Annotated in this window: 11 protein-coding genes; 7 read left to right on the top strand and 4 right to left on the bottom strand. The window is 56.3% G+C overall.

Going from position 1 to position 12,899, the window contains the following annotated elements; all coding sequences use genetic code 11:
- The 4 genes from C4520_04805 to C4520_04790 form a co-directional block, all read left to right on the top strand.
- A partial coding sequence (locus C4520_04805) for a hypothetical protein (GenBank protein RJP24128.1) occupies window positions 1-245 on the top strand: 245 nt, incomplete at its 5' end.
- Window positions 246-603: 358 nt separating this feature from the next.
- On the top strand, window positions 604-2,772 hold the full coding sequence (locus C4520_04800; protein RJP24127.1) for a PAS domain-containing sensor histidine kinase: 2,169 nt from the start codon (window positions 604-606) through the stop codon (window positions 2,770-2,772).
- A 106-nt stretch (window positions 2,773-2,878) separates the two neighbouring features.
- Window positions 2,879-3,430 carry a hypothetical protein gene (locus C4520_04795; protein ID RJP24126.1) on the top strand — a complete coding sequence of 184 codons (552 nt, stop codon included), beginning with the start codon at window positions 2,879-2,881 and terminating at the stop codon, window positions 3,428-3,430.
- A 70-nt stretch (window positions 3,431-3,500) separates the two neighbouring features.
- Entirely contained in the window at window positions 3,501-4,214 is a 714-nt protein-coding gene (locus C4520_04790; protein ID RJP24125.1) for a DUF4405 domain-containing protein, read from the top strand.
- Between the two features lie 50 nt (window positions 4,215-4,264).
- Here the strand turns inward: C4520_04790 and C4520_04785 are convergent, their stop codons facing one another.
- The 3 genes from C4520_04785 to C4520_04775 all read right to left on the bottom strand — a co-directional run bounded on the left by C4520_04785 (window position 4,265) and on the right by C4520_04775 (window position 7,728).
- Window positions 4,265-5,587 carry a hypothetical protein gene (locus C4520_04785; GenBank protein RJP24124.1) on the bottom strand — a complete coding sequence of 441 codons (1,323 nt, stop codon included), beginning with the start codon at window positions 5,585-5,587 and terminating at the stop codon, window positions 4,265-4,267.
- Window positions 5,588-5,847: 260 nt separating this feature from the next.
- Window positions 5,848-6,273, bottom strand: a complete 426-nt coding sequence (locus C4520_04780; GenBank protein RJP24123.1) for a septal ring lytic transglycosylase RlpA family protein — start codon at window positions 6,271-6,273, stop codon at window positions 5,848-5,850.
- A gap of 93 nt (window positions 6,274-6,366) precedes the next feature.
- On the bottom strand, window positions 6,367-7,728 hold the full coding sequence (locus C4520_04775; GenBank protein ID RJP24122.1) for a sigma-54-dependent Fis family transcriptional regulator: 1,362 nt from the start codon (window positions 7,726-7,728) through the stop codon (window positions 6,367-6,369).
- A 573-nt stretch (window positions 7,729-8,301) separates the two neighbouring features.
- Here C4520_04775 and C4520_04770 point away from each other — a divergent pair.
- The 3 genes from C4520_04770 to C4520_04760 are packed head-to-tail and all read left to right on the top strand — an operon-like array spanning window position 8,302 to window position 12,164.
- On the top strand, window positions 8,302-9,852 hold the full coding sequence (locus C4520_04770) for a methylmalonyl-CoA carboxyltransferase (GenBank protein RJP24121.1): 1,551 nt from the start codon (window positions 8,302-8,304) through the stop codon (window positions 9,850-9,852).
- A 59-nt stretch (window positions 9,853-9,911) separates the two neighbouring features.
- Complete coding sequence (locus tag C4520_04765) at window positions 9,912-10,109, top strand: hypothetical protein (GenBank protein RJP24120.1); 198 nt, start codon at window positions 9,912-9,914, stop codon at window positions 10,107-10,109.
- 60 nt (window positions 10,110-10,169) lie between these two features.
- Entirely contained in the window at window positions 10,170-12,164 is a 1,995-nt protein-coding gene (locus C4520_04760) for a biotin/lipoyl-binding protein (protein ID RJP24119.1), read from the top strand.
- A 209-nt stretch (window positions 12,165-12,373) separates the two neighbouring features.
- Here C4520_04760 and C4520_04755 read toward each other — a convergent pair whose 3' ends face one another.
- A complete protein-coding gene (locus C4520_04755) occupies window positions 12,374-12,628 on the bottom strand; it encodes a hypothetical protein (protein ID RJP24118.1) in 255 nt (84 codons plus the stop codon).
- Between the last annotated feature and the right edge of the window lie 271 nt (window positions 12,629-12,899).

Raw genomic sequence — 12,899 nt, 5'->3', positions numbered from 1 at the left:
ATCTCCAAAACCACAAAGGAAACCCAACAGAGCCAATAAGAAGGAGCAGTCAGCAAAAATCCGCCCCCAAGGGCCGATTTAGATGCGTAAGCCCTAGCCATGCCCGCGGCCATCGCCATCTGCCGGATCAACATACTGAGCGCCATGATCGCGGCATCCGACTCGTCCAACTGGAATATCCTCCCCACCTCGCCGATAAAAGCATGCAACCGCTGTTCCCTTGGGAGCGTCCCTGCGTGACATAATGCCATTGATCCGTTCTCCTTACAGAACTTGTTTATTTTTAGTCCGGGAGCGCTAGGAGCAACAGTTATGCCAAACCAGTTTGATTGATGCAAGTCAAGCTTTGATAAATGGTTAATGGTTCTTGAAAATGTGTCCCCGCAGACTCGTGCCCGTACATTTAGGGACACCGCCGATCTCTCGGGTCCTGCGAACCTGGCGAGATGAAAGCGGAATCCAGGGAAAGCTCCAAGTAGATTGTCCGGAAGACGCACGTTTTAATTGTCAACTCATTGGGGATACATGACATAATAGGAATCATACTGCAAAAATGTTGCCGGTGAAAGGCACATTCGGAACGGGAATCCATAAAAGAGTATCATGCAAGGACGAAGACAGATTCTTCTCTTGCTGTCGATCATGCTGATCGTCGTGCTCGGCGTCAGTGGAATCATCCTGTTGTCTCTATATCGGGCGGCGTTTGAGCAGCAGCGCGAGCGCCTGATTGAAATTGCAAAGACGCGCGCCCGCATGATTGAGGCGGTGGCGCGATTCGACGCGAGATACAGCGTTTTTGATATTCCGGGGGACGCTGCTGCCGCTACTCTCGATCAAATTCGAGAAGCTCATAAAAATTTTGAAGGCATTGGCAAGACGGGCGAATTCCGCTTGGGCATGCGCGAGGGCGACCAAATCATTTTTCTGCTGCCTCCTCGCTTTCCCGTTCCCGAATATTCGGCCACGGTTCCTGTCTCGTCCGAGATAGCCGAACCGATGCGCAGGGCGATATCCGGAGAATCGGGGACAATGGTCGCCTGTGGGTTTCGAAGGCAGAGGATCTTGGCGGCGTACGAGCCGGTGGCGGAACTGAACTGGGGAATCATCGCAAAAGTGGACCTTGCGGAGATCAGAGCGCCGTTCGTACGGGCGGGATTGCTTGCCGGCATTGCCGGTCTTGCCCTTATCGTAGCCGGCAGCGTCCTGTTTCTCCGCATCGGCAACCCGATCATCCGCCGCTTGGAGGAGAACGAAGAGAAGTACCGAAGCATGTTCGAATCAGCAGCCGATATTCTCATTCTCATCGATAAAAGAGGAACGATAATCGATTGCAATCCGGCGGGATGCTCGGGCTACGGGTTTCCCAGGGAGGAATTTCTCGGTCGAAACGTGAGAGAGGTGATCCACCCCGATCAGCATGTTTTTCTGGATTCCGCTTATGAAGCTGTGGCAGAGGGACGAACAATTCGTCGAGATTCCGTTCATGTGAGGCGTGATTTCTCAACATTTCCGGTCGAGGCACAATTATCCCCGATTGTGCATAGAGGCCGGGAAGCGATCCTCATGGCTGTGCGCGATATCTCCGCGCGGAAAGAAGCGGAACGGGCGCTGCGCGAGAGCGAGCGGCGTTTCCGCGAGCTTGCGGAGACGATTGAAGAAGTCTTTTGGGTGAGCGTCCCTGAATGGAACGAAGTTATCTACATCAGCCCGGCATATGAAAAGATTTGGGGACGATCGCGGCAGAGCCTTTACGAGAATCCGTTTTCCTGGATGGATGCCATCGTGGAGGAGGACCGCGAACGCGTCCGGGCGCGCCTGCAAGAAATGACCGACCACGATTTCACGAATCCCCTCATTGGAGAGTTTCGGATTGTCCGGCCGGACGGCGGTGTCCGGTGGATTCTGGACCGCGCTTTCCCGGTTCGGGACGAACAGGGAGGAATCCATCGCATCGCAGGGGTCGCCGAGGATATCACCGAACGAAAACTGGCGGAAGAAGCGCTTCGGGAATCGGAAGCCCGCTACCGCACATTGTCGGAAAGCCTCGAAGAGACCGTCCGCCGGAAAGTGGCGGAGCTCCGGCAAGCCGAGAGCCTGGCGGCAATCGGCAGGACGGTTTCGGTCGTGGCCCATGAAATCAGGAATCCTCTCCAGAATATCCATATCGGCGTCGAATCCTTGAAACAGGAGTTGGGAGATTATCAAAGCAAGAAGGAGATATTCGAGGAGATCGAATACGGCATCGACCTGTTGAGAACGATCGTTACCGAACTGCTCGATTTTTCGAGTCCGGTCAAGTTGCAGTATGCCACCGCAACCGTCGGACAGATCGTAAATCGTGCGGTGAGCATGTCCGCCGCCGAATCCGGAAATATTCATGTTTCGTACGCGCTAGAGAATGAGGAGAGAGAGGTACGGGTGGATGTTCAAAAAATCATCAGGGTCCTTATCAACATCATATCGAACGCAATAGAAGCAATGCCGCAGGGCGGAGACCTTCGAGTCAGCTCCAAATTTTTCGAAGAAAATGGCGCTGCCTCGCTGAATTTGAGCGTCTCTGATACAGGCGCGGGAATGGACGAAAACCAATTGCTCCGACTTTTTGAGCCTTTCTTCACAACCAAGACCAGGGGCACGGGACTCGGCCTCTCCATCTCCAAGAAAATTATCGATGCTCATAACGGCCGCTTGCGCGTGACGAGCAAATTGAATGCAGGGACGACGGTCGAAATCCTGTTGCCGGTCCAGCGGCCCAAAAATTCCACTGGTTAGCTGCGGCAATTCTTGACACTCTTTCCTCTCGAGAGTAAGATGACACCAGCAAATTGATGTTGCCGGCCTGCAATCCTCACGCAATTCAAGACAATCCGGGGGAAATATGCGCGCAGATATCAAGATCGGATGCCTCGTTTTCATCGCTTCTTTCCTCGCAACTGCGGTCCGAGCGGAAGACACATCGGTCAGAACATATCCGCTGCCCGGACACGGGGTCCTGCAAATGGCGGTTCCCCTGTCTTGGATGGATGAAATTCGCCAGCCGCCCTATGACTTGCCGCCAACGATCAGCATGCGTCCCCGAGAGGGAAATGAATTCCTTGTCATGATAACGCCTCTTTGGAACATGAGCGAGGACGACTTCTCCTCTGATGCGAAGTTGAAATCGCTCGTGGACATGGATCGGCAGGCGATGGCGCCGAGTGCGGTCGAGGAGGAGCTGGAACTTGTCGCCCTGAAAGGCCCTAACGCACGGGGCTATTACTTCATTGCCACGGACAGGGCGCCAAAGCCGGGCGAATGGAAATATGCCATGCGCGCCGGCGTGGCGACGGGGCAATTGCTGCTGAGCGTCACTGTCCTGACCAATGATAAGGAATCCGCAGTGATCGCGGACGCGCTCGAGATGATTCGGAGCGCGAGACACCACAGGTAAATCCTGCGGCCTCTGCACCCCTGGAGGCATCGCCCGGATTATTTCGTGTACTCTCCCGAGAGGAAGCATAATGAGAAACCTGAGAATGCCGGACAAGTCGAAAATCAACTTCCTGATCGACGCCCTGATGTTTCTCTGCATGATGGCCATTGCCGGGCTCGGGTTCCTGATGAAATACATCTTGCCGCCGGGAAAGGAGCGCGTACTCAAGTATGGGAACGTTGAGCTTTCGCTCTTCGGCATGGACAGACACGAATGGGGCGCTATTCACCTCTATCTTGCCGTTTCTCTCCTCGCCTTGCTGGCATTGCACATCGTTCTTCACTGGAAAATGATCGTGAATCTGTTTCAGAAGCTCATCGCGAGAGCGGCCGCGCGGCGCGTAATCACGCCTTCGTTTGTCGCGGTTTCGCTTCTTCTTCTGACCGCTCCCTTTCTCGTGAGACCGAACATACAGCCGATAGGCGCGGCCGGAAACCCGGGCGACGCCTGTCTGGTGCAAGTTGGCGGGGAACTCGAACCGTGCGACGGATGCGGGGAGAGCGGCGCAGGCGCAGGAGGCCGAATGCTGAGCGGAACAATGACGCTGCACGAGATTTCGCAGAGCTACTCCATGCCAATTCACTTTTTGAAGAAGAGCTGCGGGATTCCGGAATCAACGCCAAACGACGCGACGCTGGCGCAGCTTGAACAAAAATACCGACTCGATACCCGCAAAGTCGAACAAATCATTCAGAACTATCAGGACCTCAGCCGGCGGCAGGGCGGGCGAGCCGCCGATTGAATTCTAGCCGGCTCCCCCGCCGAACATCCCCCTGCTCCGCTAAGGCATCGTCATTCCGGCATACCGATCGAAATCAGCATGTTCTTGACGTCGGTGACCACTGCCGAGTTATCCACAAGGCTCAAGTGGTCGCAGTTATCGAAGACGTCGACAGAGGAGACGAGCTCCCCGTCGAAAACGGCGCTGGCGGCGGGAACCAGCCCATCATTGTCGCCGTACGGCTTCAAGCCGCCTTCGCCGATGTCTCCCGCTATCATGTCGGCGAGTTTGTTGCTCGTGAATCCGAGCAGATGGTGTTCATTCAGGGTTCCGAGGAAATAATAGAATGACAAGTCGAGGAGACTGTCGACGTGCCCGGCCGGCGGATTCTGCGCCTTGTACAGGATCAGCTTTGCGGTGTACAGATCGTCGGCGTTTAATGCGCCGGCATAGGGAGAAAAGACCGATTCCTCATGTTGGGCGCGGGTGCCGCCCACTTCTCTCAGTACCGGTATCAGCAGGCTCTGGTAGGTGATGATATCGGTCTGCGGCACTGCATCGTCATAATTATCCCACGCGAGATCGAACTCGCCGTCGGTCGGCACAAAACCGTAGTGCTGGACATAGGCGAAATTGAATTCGGTCTCGCTCATCATCGCGCCGCGCTTGACGCTGTCATAGGCCCACGCCGGGATCGCCAGCGGGGAGCCGCGGTGAGGAGTCCCGAGCGTGAGGAGATTGAGGACGTGATCGCCGAGGTATTGGCCGGCGTCGATTCCCGCAGTGAACGTGATGTTCATCGCCGCGCGCGTGACGAGGCCGCCCATGCTGTGGGCGAGGATCACGAAATTCTCGCCGTCCAGATTTTCGGTCTCCCAGCCGGGATAGCTGGGGAGCGTATCGAGGACCGTCACCAGGTTCGCGCCGTTCTGCTCGATGCCTAATTCGCTGTTATAAACGAAGCGATAGACCTTGTAGCGGCTGTAGAATTCGGCGTCGGCGTTGAATGCGCGAATGTAGTCGATCCATCGTTCGAGGTCATTCAGCTCCCTGCCGTACTCGCCGTCGCTGATGATGTCGCTGCTGCTGCCGTGCACGAGGATGAGCGGAATGCGGTCACCCAGCGGGATCGAGCGGTCGGTCGCCGGTCCCGGGGAGTCGTACAGGCCGACCTCGATGCTCGGCGTCTGGCGGGTCTCCGCCCTGGGTTCTGTCAGAAATGAGGCAAATTCCTCCACCTCTTGCGCGGTCAGCGGATTTCCCGCCTGTTTATTCTGCATGAGGAGTTCCTGCTTCAGGTCAAGCGCTAATTCGGAACGGGCGTCTGCAGATGCCCAACCCGAGAACAGCGCAACACAAAGAACCGCCACGAAGAGAAAACTGATCTTTTTCATATTTACCTCCCATATTCTGATGTAATTGTGCTAGCGATACCATCTCATCCTGCACTACTCACTAAGGCGCAGCATTTGTGAAAATGACGACGACATCTCGATTCTTCAATCCAAAACATGTCCCGGACTCCGATCCGGAATTGGTTGCGGCTAACCCGCGTGTCAGCACGGCATTAAATGTGAGGCAATCCATCAATCGGCCTTCAATCCAAAATCCAAAATTGGTTGCGGCTCTGCCGCTGCGAGTGCCTGCTTCAAAATCAATTCACGGAAAGGACCTCGATGAGGACCTTTTCCAGGCCGGTATTCAGCATACCGAGATCGCGCGCAGCCGCGTAGGAAAGATCAATTTCCCGGCCGCGAATCCACGGTCCGCGGTCGTTGATGCGGACGACGCATTTTCTGCCGTTGCGCAGATTGGTGACGCGGACGCGTGTGCCGAACGGAAACGTGCGATGCGCGGCAGTGAGGGCATTCATGTTGAAGCGTTCGCCGTTGGCTGTGGACCTTCCATGAAACTCGTGACCATACCATGAGGCGACACCGTAATACCGATCTCCGGGGCGGGGCGCCTTTTCACCCACCCACGGCAGACGCGCGCACGCGGCCCCCAAAACGGCAAGAAATATCAAAAAGAAAAGAAGTCGTATCGGTTTCATTTGTTGTACGGCTGATGAGGAAAACATTTATTTGCCGATACGATATCAAGTTTCGAGGAATATTTCAAAATTTTTGGAGAAGAGGTCGCTTGAGGGGGGAGTTTGGCGTCTGAATAAACCTCAGTTGATCTGGTATTCCTTGATCTTGCGATACAGGGTTCTGAGGCCGATCTGGAGGATTTCGGCCGTTCTTTCTTTGTTGTAGCCGGTCGATTGGAGGGTCTTTTCAATGATCGCCTTCTCAACGTCCTGCATTGTCATGCCGACATGAATCGAGAAGCCGTTCATCTGCTGTTTCTGCTCGCGCAGGTGGTGCGGCAGGTCGGAGACGCCGAGCACGCTGCCGGGCCGCGAGAAGGCTACCATTCCCTCGATGCAGTTGCGCAGCTCGCGCACGTTGCCGGGCCAGTCGTACGTCATCAGAGCATCCATCACCCCGCGGCTGACTCCCTTCACGCTCCTGCTGTGACTCTTGTTGAATTCATCGAGAAACGCCTCGACCAGCAGCGGGATATCCTGTTTGCGCTCACATAAGGCGGGTATATCGATAAGGACGACGGCGAGGCGGTAATACAGGTCTTCCCGGAATTTCCCCTCGTCCACCAATTCCTTCAGGTTCTTGTTTGTCGCTGCAATCAGGCGGACGTCAACCTTGAGGGTCTCGTTCCCTCCCAGGCGCTCGAACTGACGCTCCTCGAGGACCCGGAGCAGTTTCACCTGCGTGGCGGGCGATATCTCGCTGACTTCATCGATAAAAATCGTGCCGCCGTCGGCGATCTCGAATCGGCCTTTGCGCGTTTTGAGTGCGCCGGTGAACGAGCCGCGCTCGTGACCAAAGAGCTCGCTTTCGACGACGCTTTGGGCCAGCGCCGCGCAATTCAGCTTGACGAACGGGGAGTCGCGCCGCGGGCTGTTCGCATGGATGGCGCTCGCCGCCAATGCCTTGCCGGTGCCTGTCTTCCCGGTAATCAGGACGGTCGCGCGCGTCGGTGCGATCTCACGGATCTTGTTGTACACGTGCACCATCTTTGGCGTGTTGCCGATGATGCCGCTCAATCCGTAGCGTTCGTCGATGCGCTGGTGCAGGTCATGCATTTGCAGCACCAGTCTCTGATGCGAGATTCCCCGTTCGATGACCACCCTCAACTTGCTCAGGTTCAATGGCTTGGTCTGGAAATCATATGCGCCCTGCCGCATCGCCTCGGTCGCCAGCTCGACGTGCGCGTCGGCGGTGATCACGACGACGCACACCTCGGGGTTGCGCTGCCGGGCCACCTGCAAAAGACGCATCCCGTTGATCCGCTGCACGTGCAGCTCCGTGATCAACACGTCGATCGGCTCACTGTCGAGAATATTGAAACCGGTCTCCCCGTCGGGCGCCCAGAGGACCTCCAACTCGCAATCGCGCAAGAAGGCGATCAAGTCGTTCGTTGCGCGCGAGCGGGAGTCGACGACGAGCACCTTAGGCCGCGAAATCTCCATTGCAACTTCTTGTCTCCATAGGGGTTTTGTAGTCCCTCAAATTGTTTATTATATCACACATAAACCCGGCGAACAACGTGCGAATGCAGTTTTTTGGGTGAAAAATTAAGCCGCTCAGATAATTGACATTTGTTCAGTTATTGGATACAATTGGCTTGTTAGTCGCGTCACATATGTGCGCGAACTGGAAATCGCCGCACGATGGGACGGCACGGCATCTTGCATTCCTGCTTCAGCAACGAAGCATGGAGAAACTTTTGTGATGCCACATTCGCAAGCCTTACAGCACAACGCGAAGTCCCTGGATCTTCTCATAACCCCGGGGAGGACCACACCCCTTTCCGTGACGAAGTAGGGCGTATCCTGGCCGCTCGATCTGAGCGGCGTTCGTTTTTTCGGCAACAGGAATTAGGAATCCGCCCGGCAATTGCTGGGGGCGTTCCCAAATTTGCCGTGTGCGATAAGCGTTGAGAACCTTGACTGAGTTCAGTTGTGTGATTCTTATCTTTAGAGAAAGAAGGCAATTAATGGGAAAATGAGGGATTTCTGTTCTTTTTTTCCCAGGAGAGACCGATGAACGTTTCGGAGAGACTGGAAGACCTCAAGCGGCGCATGGAGCGCGAGCTTGCGATGGGGGGCGACGACCGGATCGAAAAACAGCATAAGGACGGCAAGTTGACCGCGCGTGAGCGGCTCGATCTCTTTTTCGATCCCGGCACATTTCGCGAACTCGGAATGTTTGTACGCCACCGCTGTACCGATTTCGACATGCCGCAGACCTTTATTCCCGCCGAGGGCGTTATCACGGGCCACGGCTTGGTCGAAGGCCGCCCCGTTTTCGCCTTTTCGCAGGATTTCACCTCGGTAGGCGGCACGCTTGGCGAGATGCATTCAAAGAAAATCTGCAAGATCATGGATCTTGCCGTCAAAAACGGTGCTCCCGTCGTGGGATTCAACGATTCCGGCGGCGCGCGGATTCAGGAGGGCGTCGACGCGCTCAGCGGCTACGGCGACATCTTCTTCCGCAATTCGCTTGCGTCGGGCGTAGTCCCGCAGATTTCCGCCATCATGGGGCCGACAGCCGGCGGCGCCGTCTATTCGCCCGCCATGACCGACTGGGTCTTCATGGTGAAGAACACCAGCTACATGTTTATTACCGGTCCCGAGGTGATCAAGGCGGTCACCGGCGAACAGATCACGTTCGAGGAACTCGGCGGGGCTATGACGCACAACACCAAGAGCGGCGTGGCCCACTTCGCCTGCGAGAACGATCAGGACGCGATCGCCCGCATCCGCGAGCTGCTCTCGTATCTGCCGTCAAACAACATGGATGATCCGCCGCGGGTCGATACCGGTGATGATCCCGTGCGGACGGACGCTGCGCTCGATTCGATCGTGCCCGACGACCCTCGCAAGAATTACGATATGAAGCAGGTCATCAGCTCGCTGGTTGACGGCGGCGTCTTCATCGAGCCGCACCAGTACTACGCGCAAAACATGATCGTCTGCTTTGCGCGGCTCGGCGGCAACACCGTCGGCATAATCGCAAATCAGCCGATGGTGTTGGCGGGCAGCCTCGATGTCGACGCCTCGGACAAGGCCACTCGCTTCATTCGTTTCTGCGACTCATTCAATATTCCGATGCTGACGCTGGTCGATGTGCCCGGTTACCTGCCGGGAAGCGACCAGGAATGGAGCGGCATTATTCGACACGGCGCGAAGCTGCTCTGGTGCTATTCGGAGGCCACTGTCCCGAAGATAACGCTCCTCGTTCGCAAGAGCATCGGTGGCGCTTACCTCGCGATGTGCAGCGCCAACCTCGGGGCCGATTACGTCTTTGCATGGCCGACCGCCGAGGTGGCCGTGATGGGCGCCGCAGGCGCGGCGAACATCATCCATCGGCGGGCAATCAAGGCTGCCGCCGATCCTGAGGCTGCTCGCAAAGAGAAAGTGCGCGAATACGAGGAACATTTTTCGAATCCGTATATCGCCGCCTCGCGCGGGCACGTCGATGCCGTGATCTTCCCGCGCGAAACGCGGCCGCGCCTGATCGATACGCTGGCGGTGCTGCTCTCGAAGCGGGAGGCGCGCCCGCCGAAGAAACACGGCAACATCCCCATGTAAATGTTTGCCTCTGAATCGCGAAGGCGATCACGATTTGACGTCTGTCCGGAGGAAAAGATTTGGACACGAAAAAGATAGCCGCCATCGGGGCCGCCGTCTCGGCTTTTCTCGAAGAAGAAATGATCCAGGACACGGCGCAGCGAATCCCGCCGCCGGCACTGGGGCTGCGGGCATGGAGCCAGTCGGGGCGGCAGGAGATCATGCGGAATCGCCAGTTGTGGCAACTGAGAATCGTCCCGAGGAACTCAAGGGCATAAGGCGGTTCCACAAAAGGGCGACTCTCTGAATTTTTAAAAAGGCCATCAGGAGGAGGCATTATGGCACCCCAAAAAAATAAAACCGAAAAGAAGAAGACGGGGAAGGCATCGTCGAGGAGCCCCATCAAAATCACTGATACCACATTTCGTGATGGACATCAATCTACCCTTGCCACGCGGATGCGAACCGAGGACATGATGCCGATCGCCGCGCGCATGAACAAGGTGGGCTTCCATTCGATGGAAGTGTGGGGAGGCGCGACGTTCGACGTGCCGACGCGATTTTTAGCCGAGGACCCGTGGGACCGGCTGCGCTTGCTCAAGAAGGAAATGCCCGACACGCCGCTCCAGATGCTGCTGCGCGGCCAGAACCTGGTCGGCTACCGGCAGTACCCCGACGACGTTGTGCGCGCTTTCGTGAAGGAATCGGCGGAGGCGGGCATCGACGTATTCCGCGTGTTCGACGCGCTGAACGATGAGCGCAACTTCGAGACCTCGTTCGACGCAATCAAAGAAGCCGGCAAGCAGATACAGGGCACGATCTGCTACTCGCTCACCGAGCGCCGGATGGGCGGCCCGGTCTTCAACATCAATTATTATAAGGAGAAAGCGAAACGGCTCGAGAAGATGGGCGCCGACATCCTGTGCGTGAAAGATATGGCGGGCATCATTTCGCCATATGACGCATATGACCTGATCAGCGCGCTGAAGGATACGGTCGCCATTCCGGTCTGTCTGCACACGCACTACACCAGCGGCATGGCGTCGATGAGCTATATGAAAGCGATCGAGGCGGGCGTCGATATCATCGATACAGCGCTCGCGCCGTTTGCGCTTCGCTCGTCGCAGCCCGCGATCGAGCCGCTTCTGGTGATGCTCGCGGGGACCGACCGCGATCCGGGTCTTGACCTGAACGAGTTGGTCGAGCTTGGGCAGTACGTCGAGTCGATCGCTCCGAAGTACAAGCAGTACCTGGATACCACGGCCATGTCGGTGATCGATACGCGCGTGCTTGTGCACCAGATACCGGGCGGAATGACGACGAACCTGGTGAGTCAGCTCAAGGAGGCCGAGGCGCTCGATCGAATCAATGAGGTATATGAGGAACTGCCGCGCACGCGAAAAGAACTCGGGTATCCGCCGCTTGTGACGCCCACGAGCCAGATCGTGGGCATTCAGGCCGTCCAAAACGTGCTGTTTGGCCGCTACAAGATGATTTCGGACCAGGTGAAGGATTATCTGTACGGTATGTACGGACAGCCGCCCGCGCCCATCGATAAGGAAGTGCAGCAGATCGGGTTGAAGGATTATTGTCGGGGACAGGTGCCGACAAAAAAACGCCCCGCAGATTTGTTGGAGGACGGCATGGAGGCCGCGCGCGAAGATGTGAAGGGACTGGCAAAGAGCGAGACTGATGTGCTCATTGCAGCCATATATCCGGTGACGGGGAAGCGGTTCCTGCGGTGGAAATATGGTATCGAGCCGGTTCCCGAGAATGTAAAACCCAAGACGGTTGAAGACGTCAGACGTGAAAGCGAATTAGTTGCGAAGGCACTGCGGGGCGAGCTCGTTGAGAAGCCGAAGAAAGAAGTTCCCCCGAAAAGTCCCGGCGCACGGACGCTCAACGTCTTCGTGGACGGCGAGTATTTTGAGGTGACCGTCGACGATACCGGCATGAAACCGATTATAAGAACCATCTCGCAGCCGGTACCGACGCAAGCAGCAGCACAGTCGCAGCAAACGGCGACGCGCGCGCAGTCGGTGCAGTCCGCCGCTCCGGTGGAACCGGCGAGCCAAACCAAACCGGCGCCGCCCCAGACCGCGACAGTAACCGTCAAGGGCGCGACAGCCGTAACCGCTCCCATGCCCGGAATGATCATCAACGTGCATGTCAAAGAGGGCGACTCCGTCAGTCAAGGCGATCCGGTCGTCATCCTCGAAGCGATGAAGGTGGAGAACACGCTGACGGCAAGCATCGGCGGAAAGATAGTCTCAGTCAATTGCAGTCGCGGCGACTCCGTCAAGAAAGGCCAGGTGCTGGTGCAGATCGGGTGAGCAAAGAAGAGAGTCTCCGCGTTCGACGGGCTCAGAAGAAGTTTAGCAAATTCATAGGCCGGAAAGGAAAAAGAACCACAGGAGGAAACAGAGGATTTATCATTTTTCTTTCCCCCAACTTTGAACCTTGAAGCTGAAACCGTGAACCCATCTGCCATGGTGGCATAGGCGTCTCCCTGTGGTATTGAAACTCATGATGCCGCAAGCCGTCAAAGGGAAACCTTGTAAACGTCATTCTGAGCGCAGCGAAGAATCTTTCTTTTCAACCGCCGATGATCGCCGATCCACGCCGATGGTATAAACTCCTCCATGTCATTCCCGCCCGCGTGGCGTGAGGGATGCGCAAGCGAAAATCCATCTTCAGAAAAACGCGACAGCAATTCAAGGTTCTGACTCTTGGCAATGCCGCCATCGGCCCCTCGGATTCTCTTACATACCCTCACCTTGCGGCGCCTGCCCGCCACGCCCCGAACACGACAACCTTCGCCCTCTCTGTCAGCGCGAGTGAAGATTCGTGATGATATGTTTGACAGCAGATGCCAGGGAATTAAGTGCGATTCGAGGGCGGAAGCTGCAGTTATCATACCGGAAGCCTTCTAACATAACTCGTTCAATAGAATGTCTGCCATTATTATCTTTGGTTCTTCTCCAAATTAGTTGGTGATCTTTAGTAAAAATGAATGGACATCTTCGAACTCTTCTGCTAGAAAGGAGTTGTGAAAGCAACCTTTCGGC

Source organism: Candidatus Abyssobacteria bacterium SURF_5 (assembly GCA_003598085.1).
In the GTDB taxonomy this organism is placed as follows: Bacteria; Abyssobacteria; SURF-5; order SURF-5; family SURF-5; genus SURF-5.
The sequence above is the reverse complement of the archived record's forward strand: the minus strand, read 5'-3'. Positions and strand labels throughout refer to the sequence as shown.

What these genes read in the sequence shown, in the direction of transcription:
- C4520_04790 (RJP24125.1), top strand. Translation starts at nt 3,501, where the DNA reads ATGAGAAACCTGAGAATGCCGGACAAGTCGAAAATCAACTTCCTGATC.
- C4520_04795 (RJP24126.1), top strand. Translation starts at nt 2,879, where the DNA reads ATGCGCGCAGATATCAAGATCGGATGCCTCGTTTTCATCGCTTCTTTC.
- C4520_04785 (RJP24124.1), bottom strand. Translation starts at nt 5,587, where the DNA reads ATGAAAAAGATCAGTTTTCTCTTCGTGGCGGTTCTTTGTGTTGCGCTG.
- C4520_04800 (RJP24127.1), top strand. Translation starts at nt 604, where the DNA reads ATGCAAGGACGAAGACAGATTCTTCTCTTGCTGTCGATCATGCTGATC.
- C4520_04760 (RJP24119.1), top strand. Translation starts at nt 10,170, where the DNA reads ATGGCACCCCAAAAAAATAAAACCGAAAAGAAGAAGACGGGGAAGGCA.
- C4520_04780 (RJP24123.1), bottom strand. Translation starts at nt 6,273, where the DNA reads ATGTTTTCCTCATCAGCCGTACAACAAATGAAACCGATACGACTTCTT.
- C4520_04770 (RJP24121.1), top strand. Translation starts at nt 8,302, where the DNA reads ATGAACGTTTCGGAGAGACTGGAAGACCTCAAGCGGCGCATGGAGCGC.
- C4520_04775 (RJP24122.1), bottom strand. Translation starts at nt 7,728, where the DNA reads ATGGAGATTTCGCGGCCTAAGGTGCTCGTCGTCGACTCCCGCTCGCGC.